The 19228-nt window shown below is 62.1% G+C and carries 13 protein-coding genes and 2 pseudogenes; 9 read left to right on the top strand and 6 right to left on the bottom strand.

The features are described from left to right. Nucleotides 1–19: 19 nt before the first annotated feature. The gene (locus QRN61_RS12955) at nt 20–1477 is read left to right on the top strand and encodes an N-acyl-D-amino-acid deacylase family protein (protein WP_285373954.1); all 1458 of its coding nucleotides are present in this window, start codon (nt 20–22) and stop codon (nt 1475–1477) included. A gap of 118 nt (nt 1478–1595) precedes the next feature. Further along, on the top strand, nt 1596–1964 hold the full coding sequence (locus QRN61_RS12950; RefSeq protein ID WP_095139854.1) for a glyoxalase superfamily protein: 369 nt from the start codon (nt 1596–1598) through the stop codon (nt 1962–1964). Between the two features lie 61 nt (nt 1965–2025). Here QRN61_RS12950 and QRN61_RS12945 read toward each other — a convergent pair whose 3' ends face one another. Then, entirely contained in the window at nt 2026–2391 is a 366-nt protein-coding gene (locus QRN61_RS12945) for a DUF6124 family protein (protein ID WP_027614134.1), read from the bottom strand. Between the two features lie 520 nt (nt 2392–2911). Beyond that, on the bottom strand, nt 2912–3928 hold the full coding sequence (gliR, locus tag QRN61_RS12940; RefSeq protein ID WP_285373952.1) for an AraC family transcriptional regulator GliR: 1017 nt from the start codon (nt 3926–3928) through the stop codon (nt 2912–2914). Between the two features lie 211 nt (nt 3929–4139). Between gliR and QRN61_RS12935 the strand changes: the two genes are divergently transcribed. From QRN61_RS12935 to QRN61_RS12910, 6 genes are all read left to right on the top strand, one after another. Beyond that, nucleotides 4140–5735 (top strand): FAD-binding oxidoreductase, encoded by a 1596-nt coding sequence (locus QRN61_RS12935; RefSeq protein WP_285373951.1) that lies wholly within the window; start codon nt 4140–4142, stop codon nt 5733–5735. 5 nt (nt 5736–5740) lie between these two features. Beyond that, the gene (locus tag QRN61_RS12930; RefSeq protein ID WP_285373950.1) at nt 5741–7336 is read left to right on the top strand and encodes a glycerol-3-phosphate dehydrogenase/oxidase; all 1596 of its coding nucleotides are present in this window, start codon (nt 5741–5743) and stop codon (nt 7334–7336) included. Between the two features lie 20 nt (nt 7337–7356). Further along, nucleotides 7357–8925 (top strand): FGGY-family carbohydrate kinase, encoded by a 1569-nt coding sequence (locus QRN61_RS12925; RefSeq protein ID WP_135294918.1) that lies wholly within the window; start codon nt 7357–7359, stop codon nt 8923–8925. A gap of 242 nt (nt 8926–9167) precedes the next feature. Next, nucleotides 9168–10457 (top strand): phospholipase C/P1 nuclease family protein, encoded by a 1290-nt coding sequence (locus tag QRN61_RS12920; protein ID WP_285373948.1) that lies wholly within the window; start codon nt 9168–9170, stop codon nt 10455–10457. 43 nt (nt 10458–10500) lie between these two features. Continuing rightward, nucleotides 10501–12459 (top strand): DUF1302 domain-containing protein, encoded by a 1959-nt coding sequence (locus QRN61_RS12915; protein WP_285373947.1) that lies wholly within the window; start codon nt 10501–10503, stop codon nt 12457–12459. A 151-nt stretch (nt 12460–12610) separates the two neighbouring features. Next, on the top strand, nt 12611–13984 hold the full coding sequence (locus tag QRN61_RS12910; protein WP_285373946.1) for a DUF1329 domain-containing protein: 1374 nt from the start codon (nt 12611–12613) through the stop codon (nt 13982–13984). Nucleotides 13985–14181: 197 nt separating this feature from the next. Here QRN61_RS12910 and QRN61_RS27770 read toward each other — a convergent pair. Together QRN61_RS27770 and QRN61_RS27765 are read right to left on the bottom strand one after the other, a co-directional pair. Continuing rightward, nucleotides 14182–14778 (bottom strand): annotated as a pseudogene (locus tag QRN61_RS27770) (methyl-accepting chemotaxis protein); the annotation flags it as partial. A 309-nt stretch (nt 14779–15087) separates the two neighbouring features. After that, a pseudogene (locus QRN61_RS27765) lies at nt 15088–16068 on the bottom strand (methyl-accepting chemotaxis protein); the annotation flags it as partial. Nucleotides 16069–16356: 288 nt separating this feature from the next. On the opposite strand from QRN61_RS27765, the gene pmrG reads away from it, so the two are divergent. Next, a complete protein-coding gene (gene pmrG, locus QRN61_RS12900; RefSeq protein ID WP_135294923.1) occupies nt 16357–17028 on the top strand; it encodes a lipopolysaccharide core heptose(II)-phosphate phosphatase PmrG in 672 nt (223 codons plus the stop codon). A gap of 77 nt (nt 17029–17105) precedes the next feature. On the opposite strand, the gene QRN61_RS12895 is transcribed toward pmrG, so the two are convergent. Further along, a complete protein-coding gene (locus QRN61_RS12895) occupies nt 17106–18584 on the bottom strand; it encodes an ArnT family glycosyltransferase (RefSeq protein WP_285373944.1) in 1479 nt (492 codons plus the stop codon). A 30-nt stretch (nt 18585–18614) separates the two neighbouring features. Continuing rightward, complete coding sequence (rimJ, locus tag QRN61_RS12890) at nt 18615–19202, bottom strand: ribosomal protein S5-alanine N-acetyltransferase (protein ID WP_103367750.1); 588 nt, start codon at nt 19200–19202, stop codon at nt 18615–18617. Nucleotides 19203–19228 lie beyond the last annotated feature (26 nt).

The raw sequence follows: 19228 nt of genomic DNA, 5'->3' as shown, positions 1-19228 counted from the left end.
CTCCCGCCGGGAGACAGACATGCAGTACGACACGCTGATCCGCAACGCCACCGTCATCGATGGCAGCAACACCCCCGGCTACCGCGCTGATGTGGCGATTCTCAACGGGCGCATCGAACGCATCGGCGACTTGCGCGACGCCAGTGCGACCGAAGAAATCGACGCCGCCGGCCGCGTGCTCGCCCCGGGTTTCATCGACGTGCACACCCACGATGACACCGTGGTCATCCGCCAGCCCGAAATGCTGCCCAAGCTCAGCCAGGGCGTGACCACGGTGATTGTCGGCAACTGTGGGATCAGCGCCTCGCCGGTCAGTCTCAAAGGCAATCCGCCGGACCCGATGAACCTGCTCGGCAGCTCTGCCGCATTCGTTTACCCACGCTTCAGCGATTACCGCGCCGCCGTCGAAGCGGCGAACACCACGCTGAACGTCGCCGCACTGATCGGCCACACCGCACTGCGCAGCAATCACCTCGACGACCTGTTGCGCACCGCCACGCCTGACGAAATCGCCGCGATGCGCGAGCAGTTGCGTGAAAGCCTTGAGGCCGGCGCGCTCGGTTTATCCACAGGCCTTGCGTACGCCAGCGCCTTTAGCGCCTCCACCGATGAGGTCAAACAGCTGACCGAAGAACTGACCGCGTTCGGCGCGGTGTACACCACCCACCTGCGCAGTGAATTCGAACCGGTGCTGGAGGCGATGGACGAAGCGTTCAGCATTGGCCGCCACTCGCGGTCACCGGTGATCATTTCCCACCTCAAATGCGCCGGTGTCGGTAACTGGGGGCGCAGTCCGCAGTTGCTCGCGGCGTTGGAGGAAGCAGCGAAAACCCAGCACGTAGGATGCGATTGCTATCCCTACGCGGCGAGTTCTTCGACGCTGGATCTGAAGCAAGTCACCGACGCCCACCGCATCACCATCACCTGGTCGACGCCGCACCCCGAAGTCAGCGGTTGCGACCTGATCGACATCGCCGCCGAATGGAACGTGCCACTGCTCGAAGCCGCCAAGTGCCTGCAACCGGCGGGCGCGGTGTACTACGGCATGGACGAGGCGGATGTACGAAAAATCCTCGCGCATCCGCTGTCGATGGTCGGCTCTGACGGACTGCCGGAAGACCCGTTCCCGCATCCACGCCTGTGGGGCGCTTTCCCACGGGTGCTCGGACATTTCAGTCGTGATGTCGGGCTGTTTCCGTTGCACACCGCCGTGCACAAGATGACCGGTCTGTCGGCAGCGCGATTTGGCTTGAAAGAGCGCGGCGAGATTCGCGAGGGAAACTGGGCGGATCTGGTGCTGTTCGATCCTTTGACGGTGCGAGATGTGGCGGATTTCCATGATCCGCAGCGGGCGGCGCAGGGGATTGACGGGGTGTGGGTCAATGGCGTGTTGAGCTATCGCGACGGGCTGGCGAATGGGCGTCGGGAAGGGCGGTTTCTCGCGCGGGAAGGGGATTTGCGCAACAACTTTCGCTGACGTTTCGCGGAGTACGTCACAGTGGTGGCACATTGCAATTAAAGAAAGCCACCGCCAAGCCGAATTGCTGACATCCAGCCCAGCTAAACTCTTGGGCCAACCAGTCAGGGAGCACCCCATGAGCTTCGGCAAAACCACCCCGATCCTGCGGATCTTCGATGAAGCCAAGGCGTTGGAGTTTTACGTCGACTTCCTCGGTTTCAAGATCGACTGGCAGCACCGCTTCGAAGCGAACTTCCCGCTGTATCTGCAGGTGTCGCGTGGCGAGTGCGTGCTGCACCTGTCCGAGCATCATGGCGATGCGACGCCTGGCTCGGCGTTGCGCATCGAGACCGATGAGCTGGAGGCGTTTCAGCAGCAACTGATGGCCAAGGAATATAAATTCTCGCACCCACAGATTCAGGCGATGCCGTGGGGCAGTCAAGACATGACCATTGCCGATCCGTTTGGTAATCGACTGGTGTTCACCAACGCGATCAGTGTCTGATTCGAGACAGGCAAAAAAGCCCGCTGCCATACCATCAAGGTCTGGCCGCGGGCTTTTTCGTTTATTCGGTCGGCACTAACTTGTCCAGCACCCGGTTGACGGCGATCTCCGCCACCATCACTACTTGCGCGATGCCTTGCAGAGTCTTGCGGTGCGAGCCTTCCAGTAGCCCGGCGAAGTCGTTGAGCATCACGGTGGCCGAGCCGAGGGATTCGCAGGCGTCGGCCAGCAACGGTTCGGTGCCGCTGGCCGGATTGGCCATGTAGAGACGATTGGGCTGGTACGGGGTGGCCATGATCGCGGGCCTCGGTGGGCCGAGGTAGTGGTCGAGGGCGCGCTCGGCGGCTTCGTGGAATTTCCTTGATTCGGGGGATTCATAGGGGGAGGCCGCGTCGGTGGGCGGCGGGTTGGGCGTAACTTTGAACATGATTTTGGGTCCTGAAGTAGGAGCCATCACCGCTTCTCTACTAATAAGAAGAGGTGGCAGCTGTGCGCAGGTTAGTAGACCGGGGACCCAGGGAACCGGCGCGCTCGAAAGCGCCCTGCGCACAGCCACCATAGAGCGCAGACGGAAAATGCCTGACTGTTTGATGTGCAATGCACCCTGGAAGAACCTCGGGCTACTAAACCCGATCACTGGAAATCAGTGACGGACTCAAGTTACCGACGGCCTCCGGGGCGCACAAGCCGGCGGATTCTGGCGTAGCCGTAGGCAGTGGCGCAAGGATTTGTAGGCAGTAGGGCGTAACACTGAGTGTCTTTAAACACGGGGATTGCAGTGGGTTTATTGGGTTGCTGAAATTGAGGAATTGTCTGTCGGGTTTTTGGTGTGGCCACTGGCGCCATCGCTGGCAAGCCAGCTCCCACAGGGTTATGTGCGAGCCGCAGATTTTGTGTACGACCCGGTCACTGTGGGAGCTGGCTTGCCAGCGATGAGGCCAGAATAATCACCCGCGATGCATCTGCCGAAACTCCCCGGGCGGCATCCCGCGCCGGCTCTTGAACGTACGATGAAACGACCGTGGTTCGGTAAACCCCAGATACTGCGCAATGTCCTGAATTGGCAAGGTGCTGTTGAGCAAATAATGCTCGGCCAGCTCCTGACGCAAGTCATCAAGAATCTGCTGATACGACGTCCCCGCCTGATGCAACTGGCGTTGCAACGTGCGCACCGACACCGCGAGCTGCTCGGCCACCTGTTCCTTGCGCGGCAAACCTTCCTTGAGCAACTGGCGCAGGATGCTTTTGACCCGTTGTTCCAGCGACGCATCCTCCAGCGTCGCCATCAAGCCCATCGCGTGTTCTTCCAGGGTGCGCAGCAACTGCGCATCGGCCTGGCGCAGCGGTAATTGCAGATACGCCAGCGGCACGATCAGCGCCGAATACGCCTGCTCGAACAGCACCGGGCAATCGAAAAACGCTTCGTATTGCGCCTGACTGGCGTCTGGTGGGCGCGGATGTTCCAGCCACACGGCGGCGGGCGACATCTGTGTGTCGGCAATCCAGCGGGCATATTGCAGCCAAGAGCCAAGAACGTTTTCCACCAGATGCCGGCGAATCCGCGGACGCTCGTAGCGGCAAGTCCAGATCAGGTGTACGTGGCCGTCCTGCACTTCGGCACGGCTGACGCCCATGTCGCCCACCAGTTTTTCGAACGGCATGATCCGGCTCATGGCATCGCCCAGGGTCGCACAGTTCATGGTGATGTAACCGAGCACGCTCCAGGAGTTGGGCAGGACGAAATTGGCCGCGTTGAGACCAAACAGCGGATCGCCCGAGTGCTCGCAGAAATAATCGAGCAGGCGCTCATGGGTTTCGCCCGGCAGGCGCAGGCTGTTGTCGCTCAGTTGCTGCGCCTGCAATCCGGCTGCCGCCAGCGCCGGCTCGATGGCCATGCCCAGCTGCTCGGCATGGCGCACGTATTTGAGCAGCGGCGGAACCGAGGTGAAGCCGAGCGATTGCATGATCCGAATCCCTTGATCAAGGCCTGCGTGAGCGAATGAATGCCTGAAAGGTAATTTGAAACCCCGACTAAAGTAAATGGCTGGCACTTGCGCGACGTTTGACTCAATTGGCTACTCGAACTGGCCGGATGCGACCGTGACACTTTGCGGCCGCTGACTAGTATGGAGGCCTGCCACATCACTGATCAGACTGCATAAGAAGGACACACGCATGCGACGCTGGAACGGCTGGGGAGAGGCAACAACGGTGGTCGAGCTGCCGGCTCAGGGCGTGAGTTTTCTCCATGAACGACTGGGGGCCGGGCACGTGTTGCCCGATGCCACGCTGGAGTTGGCATTGGCGCGGGTGCCGTTCTCGCGGCTGGCGGCGCACGCCTTGTACAGCGTCGACGTCCATGATCGTCTGCTGCACGCCCGGGGCCAGAGTCTGCCGGACTGGCTGGCGTTGCGCGAAGGCGCGCTCGGCAACTATCCCGATGCGGTGGCGTTTCCCGAAACTGCAGAGCAGATCCGCCAATTGCTGGCGCTCGCCCATGAGCAGGACCTGTGCCTGATTCCCTACGGCGGTGGCACCTCGGTGGCCGGGCACATCAACCCGCCGGATTCGACGCGACCTGTAGTGACGGTGTCGCTGGCGCGGATGAATCGCCTGATCGACCTCGACGAGGCCAGCCAGTTGGCGACGTTCGGCCCCGGCGCCAGTGGCCCGCAGGTGGAAAGTCAGCTGCGCGCTCGCGGCTACACGCTGGGGCATTTCCCGCAGTCATGGGAGTTGTCGACGCTGGGCGGTTGGGTGGCCAGTCGCTCCAGTGGTCAGCAGTCGTTGCGCTACGGGCGCATCGAGCAATTGTTCGCCGGCGGCACCCTGGAAACCTTCGCCGGGCCATTGGAAATTCCGACCTTCCCAGCCTCGGCGGCGGGGCCTGATCTGCGCGAAGTGGTGCTCGGTTGCGAGGGGCGTTTCGGGATCATTTCCGAGGTCAAAGTGCGAGTCAGTCCGCTGCCCGCCGATGAGCGTTTTTACGGGGTGTTCCTGCCCAGTTGGAGCAAGGCGCTGCAAGCGATCCGCCAATTGGCCCAGGCACGAGTGCCGCTGTCGATGTTACGCCTGTCGAACGCGGTAGAGACCGAAACCCAACTGGCGCTGGCCGGTCATCCGCAGCAGATCGCTTGGCTGGAGAAGTACCTGAACCTGCGCGGCGCCGGTGGAGGCAAGTGCCTGCTGACCTTCGGCGTGACCGGCAACCGTCGGCAAAACGCGCTGTCGCTGAGTCAGGCGCGGCAGCATCTGAAAGCTTTCGGCGGCGTGTTCACCGGCACCTTGCTCGGCAAGAAGTGGGCGCAGAACCGCTTCCGTTTCCCCTACCTGCGCGAGAACCTGTGGAACGCCGGTTACGTGGTCGACACTCTGGAAACCGCCACCGACTGGAGCAACGTCGACAATCTGCTCAACCTGATCGAAAACAGCTTGCGCGATGCCTTGGCGGCGCAGGGTGAGCGGGTGCATGTGTTCACCCATCTGTCCCACGTCTACGGCGAAGGCTCGAGCATCTACACCACTTACGTGTTTCGCCCGGCGGCGGATTATCCGGCGACGCTGGCGCGCTGGCAGGCACTCAAGCACGCGGCCAGCCAGACCATCGTCGACAACCACGGCACCATCAGCCACCAGCACGGGGTCGGCAAGGATCACGCGCCGTACCTGCCGCGCGAGAAGGGTGCGCTGGCGATGGACACTTTGCAGGCGCTGAGCAGGCACTTCGATCCGGCCGGGCGCCTCAACCCCGGCACGCTGTTGCAGGAGTGACGGCCATGCACCCGGACTGGAACGCCGCGTGGCGCCAGCAAACCTTGCCGACATTGGCCGACGCAAGCTGGGATCTGATCGTCATCGGCGGCGGCATCAGCGGTGCCGGAATTCTGCGCGAAGCGGCACGGCGTGGCTGGCGTTGTCTGCTGCTGGAGCAACGGGATTTCGCTTGGGGCACCTCTAGCCGATCGTCGAAAATGGTCCACGGCGGTTTACGTTACATCGCCAAGGGCCAGTGGCGCCTGACCCGCGATTCGGTGCGCGAGCGTCAGCGTCTGCTCGACGAAGCGCCGGGACTGGTGGAACCGATGAGTTTCATGATGCCGCACTATCGCGGCGGCTTTCCCGGGCCGCGTGTGCTCGGTGGCTTGTTGTCGGTTTACGACGCGTTGGCCGGACGCCGCAGCCATCGTTTTCATGACGCGCAGCAACTGCGTTTTCTCGCGCCGGGGGTGAAGGAAAATTACCTGCTCGGCGGCACCTGTTTTGTCGATGCGCTGACCGATGACGCACGGCTGGTGATGCGCGTGTTAAGCGAAGCGCGAGCCGATGGCGCGGTAGTGCTCAACGGGGTGCGCGTCGAACATTTGCTGCGCGAAAACGGTCGGGTGTGTGGGGTGCAGATCGAGGACTGCGAAGCGGGTGGATCGCTGCAATTGCGTTGCGGCGTGTTGGCGGTGGCGACCGGGGCATGGGCTGAGCGCCTGCGGTTGCCTGAAGCGCCACGACAGTTGCGGCCATTGCGCGGCAGCCATCTGCTGTTGCCGGGCTGGCGTTTGCCGGTGGCGCAGGCCTTCACTTTTCTGCATGCGCGCGACCGTCGGCCAGTGTTCGTGTTTCCGTGGGAAGGGGCGACGGTGGTTGGCACTACGGATCTCGATCATCGCGAGAATCTGGATCAGAGCGCGAGCATCAGCGCCGACGAACTCGACTATCTGCTGGCGGCCTGCACGCAACAATTTCCGGGTGCCGAAGTGACGGCGAGCGATGTGCTGTCGACCTGGTCCGGCGTACGTCCGGTGGTGGGCAGCGCGGCGGGTGCACAGCAAGGCAAACCGTCGAATGAAACCCGTGAACATGTGCTGTGGCAGGAGCCGGGTTGCGTCACGTTAGCTGGCGGCAAACTGACAACGTTTCGCCCGCAAGCCATCGAAGTGCTCAAGGCTTGTGCCGATATGCTCGGTCGCTCTTTCGAAGATGATGCCGCGCCAGTGTTCGCACCGGTGCCGCCGCTGACGATTCCCGGACTCAGCCCGCAACAGTGGCGACGGCTGGCCGGACGCCACGGTCGCGACCTGCCGCGACTGGCGCAGCTGATCGCCGAGTTGGGCCGCGAAACGGTCGGCAACACTGACACCTTGTGGGCAGAACTGGCCTTCGCCTGTGAGGCGGAAATGGTTCTGCACCTCGATGATCTGTTGCTGCGCCGCACCCGACTGGGCCTGTTGCTGGTGCGCGGTGGCGAAGCGCATTTCGCCGCCATCCGCCAACTCTGCCAGCCACGCCTGGGCTGGGACGATGCACACTGGCAACAAGAGCTGCAGCGTTACCGGGCGTTGTGGCAACGTCACCACGGCCTGCCGGATGCCACGCCTTGAGGCCCCTTGAAGAGAGCGCCATGGATAACCACTCGAACAAGCGCTACCTGCTGGCGATCGACAACGGCACCCAGAGCGTGCGCGCATTGCTCTTCGATTTGCAGGGCAATCTGCTCGGTAAAGGCAAGGTCGAGTTGCAGGCGTACTACTCGACGCAACCGGGCTGGGCCGAACAGGACCCGGAATATTATTGGGCAAAACTCGGCGAAGCCTGTCAGCAGGTGTGGGCGCAAACCGGGATTGATCGCTCGCAGATTGCCGGGGTGTCGCTGACCACTCAGCGCGGCACGGTGATCAACGTCGATGCTCAGGGCAAGCCGCTGCGCCCGGCCATTCTGTGGCTCGATCAGCGTCAGAGCGAAGTGGAGGGCGGGATCAAAGGGCCGTGGGGCTGGCTGTTCAAACTGGTCGGCGCGCAGGCGACGGTGGATTACTTTCGCGCTCAGGCCGAGGCCAACTGGATCGCCAGACACCAGCCTGAAGTCTGGGCGGCGACCGACAAGTTTCTGCTGCTCTCGGGCTTTCTCACTCATCGTCTGTGCGGGCGCTTTGTCGACTCGGTGGGTTGCTGCGTCGGCTATCTGCCGTTCGACTTCAAACGGTTGAAATGGGCCGCGCCCAGTGACTGGAAATGGCAGGCGCTGGCGGTGCGTCCCGAGCAATTGCCGACCTTGCACAAACCCGGCGAAACCCTCGGCTACATCAGCGCCGAAGCTAGCCGTCACACGGGGATTCCCGAGGGTCTGCCGCTGATTGCCGCGGGCGCCGACAAGGCCTGCGAAGTGGTCGGCTCCGGCGTGGTCGATGCGAGCACGGTGTGCCTGTCCTACGGCACCACGGCGACCATCACCAGCACTCGCTCGCGCTACCTGGAAATCGTCCCGCTGATCCCGCCGTACCCCTCGGCGGTGCCGGATCAGTACAACTGCGAGGTGATGATTTATCGCGGTTACTGGATGGTCAGCTGGTTCAAGAACGAGTTCGGCCTGCGCGAGATGCAGCAGGCCAAAGAGCAGGGCATCGAGCCCGAGCAACTGTTCGATGCGCTGGTGAACGCGGTGCCGCCGGGATCGATGGGGCTGATGCTGCAACCGTACTGGTCGCCAGGGATTCGTGAGCCGGGTGTCGAAGCCAAAGGCGCGATGATCGGCTTCGGCGACGTGCACACCCGCGCGCACATTTACCGGGCGATTCTGGAAGGACTGGCGTATGCGCTGCGCCAAGGCCTGGAGAACATCGAGAAGCGTTCGAAGGTGTCGGTCAAGCGCCTGCGCGTGGCCGGTGGCGGTTCGCAAAGTGATGCGGCGATGCAGCTGACGGCGAATATTTTTGGTCTGCCGGCGGAGCGTCCGCATGTGTATGAGGCGTCCGGGCTGGGCGCGGCGATCTGTTGTGCGGTGGGGCTGGGCTTGTATGCGGATTTCCCCACGGCGATCGCCGCGATGACCCGCGTCGGGACGGTATTCACCCCGCAACCCGAGGCGCAGCAGGTCTATGAGCGTTTGTACAACGAGGTGTACCTGCGCATGTATCGCCAGCTCAAGCCGCTGTACCAGAGCATCCGCAAAATCACCGGTTACCCCGCTTAAAAGTACGGTGGTGATCTCCTGTGGGAGCGGGCTTGCTCGCGAAGGCGGTGTATCAGTCACTGCATGTGCAAACTGACACACCGCCTTCGCGAGCAAGCCCGCTCCCACAGGGAACAGTGGTGTTCTCGCTATTGTGCATATGGCGCTATCGGAGACTTTTTCTGGTGAGATCGGACAGTGTCAGCGCCGGGGGCGGTTGTTAGGCTCAACCCCCACGGCACCTCCAATAAGAATTAAAAGCAATGAAGCTGACCTTTCTCCTGTTGCTGCTTTGTGCAACGGCCCCGACGGCGTGGGGCTGGTCGAACCACACGGTGGGCAGCTATCTGGCGTTGCAGGAACTGCCGGCGCTGCGCGATGCGCCGCCGGTCGAGGTCGAGCCGCTGGAGCGTTTTCTCGCCGAGCAGTATCCAGCCGTGGTCGCGCTGCTGGAACAACAGGAAAACTTCGCCCGTGAACACTTCACCCAGTACCCGCCGCGCCCCGACAATCTGAAGCTGCCCGCCGTACCGAGTGACGATCTGCGCCACGATTTTCTCACCGCGTTGCGACTCAATCCGCACATTCATCTGGCGATGGTCATTCAGCCGTTGCCGGGTCAAGACCTGCCCGAGCGCGAACATCTCAGCGCCGATCAGGTGATGGTCGAGCAGACGCTTTCGCCATGGAATCGTCAGCGTTTCATTCGCGTGGCGGACGGCGAAAAAGTTGCGCCGCTGGCGGTGCTGGCAAGCGCCGCCGACGAGCCGGATTACGGTCACGACATCAACCTGTTCAGCGACAACCCCGGCGAGGTCGGCGCGCTGTATGGCTTCGGCCCGCAGCCGTTCGGCGATGCGCGTTTTCAGTACAGCTCGCAGGCGCCGTTCCACATGGGCTTCTTCCATGAAAGCGCGGTGGTGTATGCCGCTGCCGGATTTCTTCAGCGCAGTTGGCCGGACTGGCGCGCCTATCAGTACCTGGGCCTGGCGCGACTGGCATTTGCCTCTGGCCATCCCTACTGGGGTTACCGCTTTCTCGGATGGGGCGCGCACCACGTGCAGGACCTGACCCAGCCGTATCACGCCAAGCCGCTGCCCGGCGTAGAACTGCCGAGTCTGTTGCTGCTGGAAGGCAAGGCGCTGGCCGGTTTTGCCGATGATAAAAAAGCCTCGATCGAGCGCGTCGCCACCCGCCATATGGAAATCGAGAAGTACCAGTCGACCTGGTTGCGCCGCGTGCTGCGCACCGGTCAGGCGCATCCGATGCTCGCGGCCTACGCCGATGTCGCTCAAGACCAACACTATCCGCCGTACTCGGTGGACTACCTGCGCGACGTGGTCAGCGCCGAGTCGGTAGAGGACTCGGCGGCGTTCGATGAAGCCATCGGCCAGTGGCTGGAAACGGCCCCGGTGACCAGTGATTTCAGCAGCGGCAATCAGGTGCAGCGCGAGACGTTCGAGCATCCGGCACTCAATCAGCAGCTGTTCAAACTGCTCGGGCATTTCGGCGTGCACAGCCGGATTTATGTCCGCGCGGGGTTGGCACCGTAGCCGTCGCGGCCACGCAAAAAACAATAAGAACAAGGAGGAACCCATGATCAACACTCGATTGCGCCTCACCGGCGTGGCCCTGCCCGGTGTCGGCCTGGCAGGGCTGCTGCAACTCTGTGCGGTGGATGCGCTGCAGGCTGCCGAGTTCAGCGTGCTGGACAATCAGGTCACCGGCTCGATCGACACGACCCTGTCCTATGGCCGTTTGTGGCGGGTGCAGGGCCGCGACAAGAACAACGATGACGTCAACACCAACGACGGCAATCGCAACTTCGACACCGGGCTGGTTTCCGAGGTGTACAAGATCACTTCCGAGCTTGAGGCCAACTACCAGAACTACGGGATGTTCCTGCGTGGCACGGCGTTCTACGACACCCAGTTGATGGACAAACGCAACGATTACTACCGCAACAACAACCCGTCGCAGCCGAGCCAGAGTTACCCGCAGGACGACCGCTTCACCAGCCAGACCCGCGACATCGCCGGCAGCCGGATCGAAATGCTGGACGCTTATGTCTACGGTAACTGGGACGTGGCGCAGATGCCGGTCACTGCGCGGGTCGGTCGTCAGGTGTTCAACTGGGGCGAGGGGATTTTCTATCGCGGCGGGATCAACACCACCAACCCGGTCGACGCGGCGAAATACCGTTTGCCGGGAGCCGAGGTCAAGGAAGTGTTGATGCCGGTGGAGGCCGTGAGCTTCAACATTGGCCTCAGCGATTCGTTGACCCTGGAGAGCTTCTACCAGACCAACTGGAAGGAAACCCGCATCGACCCGGTCGGCACTTTCTACTCGCAGACCGACCTGTTTGCCGATGGCGGCAACACCGGTTACAACAACTTCAGCGGCACCGCGCTCGATACCCCGGTGCCGGGGTTCGGCAACGTCATTGGGCTGTACAGCGCACTGGGCAACAACCCATTGCTCGGCCCGGCGCTGAAAAGCACCGGCCTGTACGCCAACGGTGTGACCCCGGCCTACGGCAATACGCTGAAAGTGGCGTCGATCGGCAAGGACTACAACGCGCGCAACGACGGGCAGTTCGGCTTCGCCTTCCGCTACATCGCCGAGGAGCTGAACAGCACCGAGTTCGGCCTGTACCTGGTCAACTACCACGCCAAGGAACCGACCATTGCCGCTGACCTCGGTGGCTACAAAGGCATCGACATGAATGCGCTGACCAACATGCTCTCCAGCGTCGCTGGCAGTCAGGCCGGGGCGCTGGCGAATGGTCTGGCGACGGCCGATGTGATGGGCAACATTCAGGCGCATCGGCGTTATGCCGAAGACATCCGTATGTATGGTTTCAGCTTCAATACCACCCTGGGCCAGGCATCGGTGTTCGGTGAGATCGCCTATCGACCGAACCTGCCGATCGGCATCGCCGCGACCAACGACCTGATCGGCGACCTGGCCAACGGCGCCGCTGTGGCGGTGACCGGCAAGCCCGTCAACGTTGGTGGGCAGATGGTCACCCTCGACAGCGAGATCAATAACGCCGAGCGCGTGGAGGCGTTCAACACCTCATTGGGCAGCATCTACAACTTCGGCCCGACGCTGTCGTTCGACTCGATGTTCGGCATCTTCGAACTGGCCTCCGAACATCTGCGCGGCAGCAGTCTGCAATACACCGCCTACGACGGCAGCACGCGTTATTACGCCGGTACCGGCAACACCTCTTATGTCTCCGGCGGTGATCGTGATGATCAGGTCAACCGCAACTCCTACAGCTACACGGTGATGTTCAACGGCACCTGGAACGACGTGTACGCCGGGGTCAACGTGTCGCCTTACGTCGTCTACAAGGACGACTTCAAGGGCAACAGCTATCAGGCCGGCAACACCATCGACGGGCGCAAGGCCTACACCCTGGGGATCAAGGCCAACTACCAGAACAAGCTCGAAGCCGAGGTGCAGTACACCAACTTTTGGGGCGGCGGGCAGAACAACGGGATTCGCGACCGCGACAACGTCGGGTTCAACCTCAAGTATTTCCTTTAAGGGACTACACGAGATTTCAGCAACACCTCATCCCCCCTGTGGGAGCGAGCCTGCTCGCGAAGAGGCAGGCACCTTCAACATTGATGTCGACTGATACACCGCTTTCGCGAGCAGGCTCGCTCCCACAGGTTTTTGTACTTTGGAGAAGATCATGTTTCACACTTCAAGCATGACCCGAATTTCGCTGGCGCTGGTTCTGGGCCTCACCGCCGGCAGCGCCCTCGCCGCCATCACCCCGCAACAAGCCGAACAACTGAAAACCACCCTCACACCCATGGGCGCCGAGCGCGCGGGCAACGCCGCCGGCACCATTCCGGCCTGGACCGGCGGCATCACCCAGGCGCCCGCCGGCTACAAACCGGGCCAACATCACCCGGATCCATATGCGGCGGACAAGCCGTTGTTCACCATTACCAAGGCCAATCTCGACCAGTACAAGGCCCACCTCAGCCCCGGTCAGATTGCGCTGTTCAACAGCTACCCGGACACGTTCCAGATGCCGGTCTACCCGTCGCGTCGCTCGGGTTCGGCGCCGCAGTGGCTGTATGACAACACCCTGAAGAACGCGACCTCGGCCAAGCTGCTGGAGGGCGGCAGCGGATTCGCCGATGCCTACGGCGGCGTACCGTTCCCGGTGCCCAAGGACGGCATCGAAGTGCTGTGGAACCACATCACCCGTTATCGCGGAATCTACGTGGTACGTCGCGCATCCGAAGCGCCGGTGCAGCGCAACGGCAGCTTTGCGCTGGTGACCTCGCAGCAGGAAGCGCTGTTCAACTTCTACCGTCCGGGTGGGCAGTACGCCGACCTGAAAAACATCCTGTTCTACTACCTCGCCTTCGTGAAAAGTCCGGCGCGACTGGCCGGTGGCGCGGCGCTGGTGCACGAGATGCTCGATCAACTCAAGGACCCGCGTCAGGCCTGGGTCTACGACGCCGGCCAACGCCGCGTGCGCCGCGCGCCGAACCTGGCATATGACACGCCTATTGCCTCATCCGATGGCCTGCGCACGGCGGACGATACCGACCTGTTCAACGGCTCGCCGGACCGCTACGACTGGAAGCTCAAGGGCAAGCAGGAAATCTACATTCCCTACAACAACTACAAGGTCGGCAGCCCCGACGTGAAGTACGCACAACTGCTGACCCCGGGGCACCTCAACCCGCAATTCACCCGCTACGAGCTGCACCGCGTGTGGGTGGTCGAGGGCAACCTGAAACCGGGTGCGCGACATGTCTATTCCAAGCGCGTGCTGTTTCTCGACGAGGACAGCTGGGGCGCGGCGCTGGTTGATCAATACGATGGGCGAGGGGAGCTGTGGCGGGTGTCGATGGCCTACCTGAAAAACTTCTACGATCTGCCGACCACCTGGAGCGCACTGGACGTATTCCACGACCTGCAGGCCCGCCGTTACTACGTGCAGAACCTCGACAACGAAGAAGCCTCCACCGTGGACTTCTCGCAACCGGTGCCGGAAGACGCGTATTTCATGCCGTCGGCGTTGCGCCAGCGCGGGACACGCTAAGGGGCACCGGACTGCTGATCGGACGCAACTCCTACACAAGGCGGGTTGTCTGGGGCATTGGGTTGACTGGTCTGACGCAATCGCGGGCAAGCCCGCTCCCACAGGTTTTTCGGTCGTTCACATATTCTGTGTTCGACTCGTTTCCTGTGGGAGCGGGCTTGCCCGCGATTGGATTTACCCTTTGGCGCTGACTGAGGTCAGACGCGGAAGTGGCTGACCATCTGCTGCAACTGGCCACCCAGGCGTGCCAGTTCAACGCTGGACGCTGCGGTTTCATCACTGGCCGCGGCGGTCTGTTCCGACACGTCGCGCACGTTGATGATGCTGCGGCTGATTTCTTCGGCCACGGCGCTTTGCTGTTCGGCCGCGGCGGCGATCTGCTGGTTCATCGACTGGATATTCGACACCGTGCGGGTGATGTTCTCCAGGGAGTCGCCAGCCTTGCGGGTCAGGGCCACGCTGCTGTCGGTCAGGGCGCGGCTGTTGTTCATCACCGCCGCTACTTGCTGGGTGCCGTTCTGCAGACCGGCGACCAGACCTTCGATTTCTTCGGTGGATTTCTGCGTGCGCTGGGCCAGACCACGGACTTCGTCGGCGACCACGGCAAAACCACGCCCGGCTTCACCGGCACGCGCCGCTTCGATCGCGGCGTTGAGTGCCAGCAGGTTGGTCTGTTCGGCCACGGCTTTGATCACGTCCATGACGCTGCCGATCTTGTCGCTTTCCTGTTGCAGCACGCTCATGGCTTCGGTGGAGCGCACCACTTCGCTGGCCAGACGCTCGATCTGCGCGATGGCTTCGTTGACCACTTTGTCGCCTTCACGGGCTTCGCCGTCAGCGGCGGCTGCGGCTTGCGAGGCTTCTTCGGCGTTGCGTGCGACTTCCTGCACGGTGGCGGTCATCTCGTGCATGGCGGTGGCCACCTGGTCGGTCTCGACCTTCTGGCTGTTGACACCGGCGCTGGTCTGCTCGGTCACGGCCGAGAGTTCTTCGGCGGCGCTGGCGATCTGGGTGACGCCGTCGCGGATGCCGCTGATCAGGTCGCGCAGGGTCACGCCCATGCGCGCAATGCCTTGCTGCAGCACGCCAAGTTCGTCGCGGCGGGTGACCGTGACGTTCTGGGTCAGGTCGCCGCTGGCAATGCGCTCGACCACGGCCAGGGTTTCCTGCAACGGACGGGTGATCTGACGGGTGATGATCACCGCGGCAATCACACCGACCAACAGCGCCAGCAGGGTGCTGATCAGCTGGAAGGTACGGGCCTGGGCGCTTTCGATATCGCGACGGTCGAGCTGAATCTGGTACAGCTGCTCGCTGGTGTTGACGATCGCGGTGCCCTGATCGGTCATCTCCTTACGCGCCTGCACCGCTTCGCTGTTGGCGTTCTTGTACGCCTGCAACGCGCTGCGGTAGTTGGTCAACGCGGTTTCCAGCTGACGCAGGGCGTCTTGCTGGGTGGCGGCGAAATGCACGTTCAGTTGCTTGAGGCTGGCGATCGCTGCGTCCAGTTGGCCGACGGCTTTCTGCTCGGTTTCGGCGTTGGTGGTGGCGGTGTAGCCGCGCACTTCATAGCGCGCCAGGATGAACGCTTCCTTGGCCTGGGTGATGGCCTGGAACTGCTCGAAGCGCTGCTCGCTCATGTCCATTTGCTGCACGCGCTTGCTGATCGTTTCGATCAGGTTGTAAGCGGTGTCGGCGTTGGTGCCCATCACGTCGCGGGCGCTGTTGCCGGTGCGGTAGGCGTTGCGCATCTTGTTCAGCGAGGTCTGGTATTCGGCGATAGTCGCGGCCTGCTCTTTCAGCAGTTTGACGTTTTCCGGGCTCTTGAACTTGTTGATCAGCGCCTGTTGTTGCGCGGCGAAGCTTTCGAGGGTGGTTTGTACATTCTGCGCGGCGGTTTCGTCGCCGTTGGTCAGCATGTATTGCAGGCGGACCACGCGCAGCTTGGTCAGACCGGCATTGAGCTGGGTGATGTCGCTCATCCAGTTGCTGCGGTCAATCAGGCCGCCGAGGCTGGTCCAGCCCGTCAGGGCCAGCACGCAGGTCAGGGCCAGGACCAGGCCGAAGCCCAGGCCCAATTTCATGTTCACGCTGATGTTGCCGAACCAGCTATTCATCACAATTCCTCCAGGAACGTAGAGCTACTTGATCGTCGGTCAGGCTGGAAGATTGTTGTTTTTTTGAGCCAGCAAGGGTGTTAGCAGGTCTGTATCGGCCGCAAACACGAGAGCTGAAAGGTTTTTGTCCTACGGAATTTGTAACAAGGGCGCTTCAAGACTTTTTTCACATGCGTTTCACTCGCCACTTACGCCCGCTTCTCTACCCTCGCCGCATCGAATTGACTGTGATGGATGCCGACGAGGCGGCCCGATGTGGAATTGAGACTGAGTCTGTTCGGCGTCAAACGCTCGATTTCCCTGAGCGGATTGGCCCGCTATCGCAATACCTGGGTGGTGCTCGGCGCGTCGCTGCTGGTGATTCCGCTGACACTGTGGCTGCTCGCCCCGGCGGCGGTGCCGGATCTGGCCCATGGCAATGTGTCCGGAGCCCGCGCGCTGGCGGCCGGGTGGGCCAAGGGCGACATGATTGTGCTGGTGCGTCACGTCGAGCGCTGCGATCACTCGCCGGCGCCGTGCCTGAGTGGCGACGACGGCATCACCGACCGCTCGCGCAGTGTTGCGGTCGGTGTCGGTGCACAGTTTGAGCATCTGGGCCTGAATAACGCCGACATCTACAACAGCCCGATGCTGCGCACGGTGCAGACCGCCGGTTACATGTTCAACCGCGCGGCCAGCGGCGAAGACTGGCTGATCAGCTGCAAGGGCCACATCCTGCAGGAAGCGCTGGCGCACAAGCTTGCGGGGCGCAACCTGATCCTGGTGACCCACAGCGAATGCATGGCGGAGCTGGAAAAGGACTTGAATACACCGGTTTCTGACCCTGGCTACGGCTCCTCACTGTTTGTGTCTGCCGCGAATAAGGCGGATCCGCGTGTACTTGGCTTCATCGAGGCCTCTGACTGGCACTCGGTGAGCACCCGATGAACTGACGTTTGCCAAGCTTCAGCGCAAACAAAACCCGCCAGTGACGGCGGGTTTTTTATTGTCTGGTGCGAAGGACGTCAGTAGCCGACGAAGTAATACGCCTGACGCCCGACCATCATGGTCTTGAGCACTTTGAGCGGTGCGGCGGGTTCGCTGTCTGCCGAGATCACCGCGACGTTCGAGGGGGAAGCGCTGAGGAAGTCGTGCAGTTGCGCTTCAGTATCCAGCCCCTTGAGCACGCGTTGCGTGTAGAACACGCTGGCGCCGCCGACCCGTTCATTGGCCTGGAACAGTGCGACCAGCTGACCGTTGGCCTGCAAGCTCTGAATGTGTTCGGTCAAAGGCAGGAACGACAACTCCTTGTCGGCGTTGGGCAGTGCCCACTGCGCGGCGCCGAGGTAGCTGGCGATCACCACCGTGAGCAATCCTGCGGCAATCGCCTGACGATGGCGGGCGACTTTTCCGATGAAGCGGTCTGCGTTTTCACGCGCCTGCAAGCGCTCGAACAACACGCGTGCGTACTCAGCGGCGATCACCGCCGCCGCCGGGGTCATCGACATCAGGTACACCGTGCGCTTGCTCGAGGCCAGGGTCAGCATGATGAACTGCGCGACGATCCACAGGCTGAAAAACAGCAGATAGCGGTTGGCCTTCAGCTCCTTGCGGAAATGCCACAGCCCCAGGTACACCAGAATGTTCCACGGCAGGAACGCTTCCGGGAGTTTGGCGAGGTAGTAATAGAACGGCTCGTAATGCCCGGCCTCGACGAACGAGCCGCTGAAGCGACCGACGCTGTTGGTCAGCAGCACTTCAGCGACAGCGTGCGAACCACCGCGCTGATAGAGCACGGCGAGCCAGATCAGCAACGGAATCAGACCTACAAGCGTGAGCAGGCCGGGACGCAGCCAGGCGCCGACCTTCAGGCGTTTGTCGATCAGGTTGTCGGCCAGCAGGTAGGCGAAAATCACCACCCCCGGCATCGCCAGTCCCAGCACGCCCTTGCTCAAAGTGGCGACGGCGATGCCGACGATAAACAGCAGCGAGTTAGCCGCGTTCGGTCCACGTTGCGCCTGAAAGAACGCCAGCAGCGCCGTGGTCACGCCGAGCGCCAGCAGCGCATCTTCGCCGACCCCGCGCACGTTGCTCCAGTAGCTGGCCATGGTCGCCAGCAGAATCCCCGCCGTCCACGCGACCGCTTTTGGCCGGCCGAAGCGGCGCAGCATGCCGTACAGCAGCATCACGCTGAGCAACCCGGCCACCGCCGACGCCAGTCGCACTGCCCATGGCGAAACACCGAACACGCGCATGGCGCCGGCGTCCAGCCACAGGCTCAGCGGTGGCTTTTCCAGAAACGGTTCGCCGAACAGGCGCGGCGTCACCCAGTCATCGTCCAGATGCATCTCCATGGCGATCCCGGCGACCCGGGCCTCGGTAGAGCCTTGCAACTGGTGGTTACCCAAAGCGAAAAAAAACAGCAGGGCGGCGAGTAGAAACAGTGAAGTGGCGGCACGCGGCATGGATTTCAGGCAACCGGAAAGGGCAGGAGCCTTGAGCATACTTCGCCAATGCTTAACAAATTGTGAAACTCACGCCAGTTGACGCGACCAACGCTTCTCCGGCGTTTCAAACAGCGGATTGACCAGCGCCGTCAGCACATGGTCCTGCCAGCGCCCGGCGATATTCAGGTACGCCTTGGCGTAGCCTTCGCGCTCGAAACCCAGACGCTCCAGCAACCGCGCACTGCGCTCGTTGCCGGGCATGTAATTGGCCATGATCCGGTGCAGGTTCTGCGTGTCGAACATGTAGCCGATGCCAGCCTCCAAGCCTTCCTGCATCAAACCCTGACCCTGATGCGCGTGGTCAATGTGATAACCCAGATAACACGCCTGAAACGCGCCGCGAATGATCCCGCTGAAATTACACGCGCCGATCATCTGTTGGCCATCCGGCGTCAGCAGGGCGAAATGCATCGCCAGCCCGGCCTCGAAAGCACTGGCCTGAACTTCAAGGCGTCGACGAATCTGTTCGGTAGAAAAGTATTCGGTGGTGCGAATCGGCGACCAGGGGGCGAGATGGCGCTGGTTGCGTGCATAAAAGTCACTTTCCAGCTCGGCCTGTTCCGGGGCGAGGATGGCGAGCGTCAGGCGTTGGCAGGGCAGGCTCAGCAGTGACATCGGGCGCTCCGGTGGGCAGGGTTGAG

This window comes from Pseudomonas sp. lyk4-TYG-107, from assembly GCF_030209055.1.
GTDB classification, from domain to species: Bacteria; Pseudomonadota; Gammaproteobacteria; order Pseudomonadales; family Pseudomonadaceae; genus Aquipseudomonas; species Aquipseudomonas putida_A.
Note: the sequence above shows the minus strand (reverse complement) of the source record. Positions and strands in the feature narration are given on the sequence as shown.

What these genes read in the sequence shown, in the direction of transcription:
- QRN61_RS12955 (WP_285373954.1), top strand. Translation starts at nt 20, where the DNA reads ATGCAGTACGACACGCTGATCCGCAACGCCACCGTCATCGATGGCAGC.
- QRN61_RS12950 (WP_095139854.1), top strand. Translation starts at nt 1,596, where the DNA reads ATGAGCTTCGGCAAAACCACCCCGATCCTGCGGATCTTCGATGAAGCC.
- QRN61_RS12945 (WP_027614134.1), bottom strand. Translation starts at nt 2,391, where the DNA reads ATGTTCAAAGTTACGCCCAACCCGCCGCCCACCGACGCGGCCTCCCCC.
- gliR (WP_285373952.1), bottom strand. Translation starts at nt 3,928, where the DNA reads ATGCAATCGCTCGGCTTCACCTCGGTTCCGCCGCTGCTCAAATACGTG.
- QRN61_RS12935 (WP_285373951.1), top strand. Translation starts at nt 4,140, where the DNA reads ATGCGACGCTGGAACGGCTGGGGAGAGGCAACAACGGTGGTCGAGCTG.
- QRN61_RS12930 (WP_285373950.1), top strand. Translation starts at nt 5,741, where the DNA reads ATGCACCCGGACTGGAACGCCGCGTGGCGCCAGCAAACCTTGCCGACA.
- QRN61_RS12925 (WP_135294918.1), top strand. Translation starts at nt 7,357, where the DNA reads ATGGATAACCACTCGAACAAGCGCTACCTGCTGGCGATCGACAACGGC.
- QRN61_RS12920 (WP_285373948.1), top strand. Translation starts at nt 9,168, where the DNA reads ATGAAGCTGACCTTTCTCCTGTTGCTGCTTTGTGCAACGGCCCCGACG.
- QRN61_RS12915 (WP_285373947.1), top strand. Translation starts at nt 10,501, where the DNA reads ATGATCAACACTCGATTGCGCCTCACCGGCGTGGCCCTGCCCGGTGTC.
- QRN61_RS12910 (WP_285373946.1), top strand. Translation starts at nt 12,611, where the DNA reads ATGTTTCACACTTCAAGCATGACCCGAATTTCGCTGGCGCTGGTTCTG.
- QRN61_RS12895 (WP_285373944.1), bottom strand. Translation starts at nt 18,584, where the DNA reads ATGCTCAAGGCTCCTGCCCTTTCCGGTTGCCTGAAATCCATGCCGCGT.
- rimJ (WP_103367750.1), bottom strand. Translation starts at nt 19,202, where the DNA reads ATGTCACTGCTGAGCCTGCCCTGCCAACGCCTGACGCTCGCCATCCTC.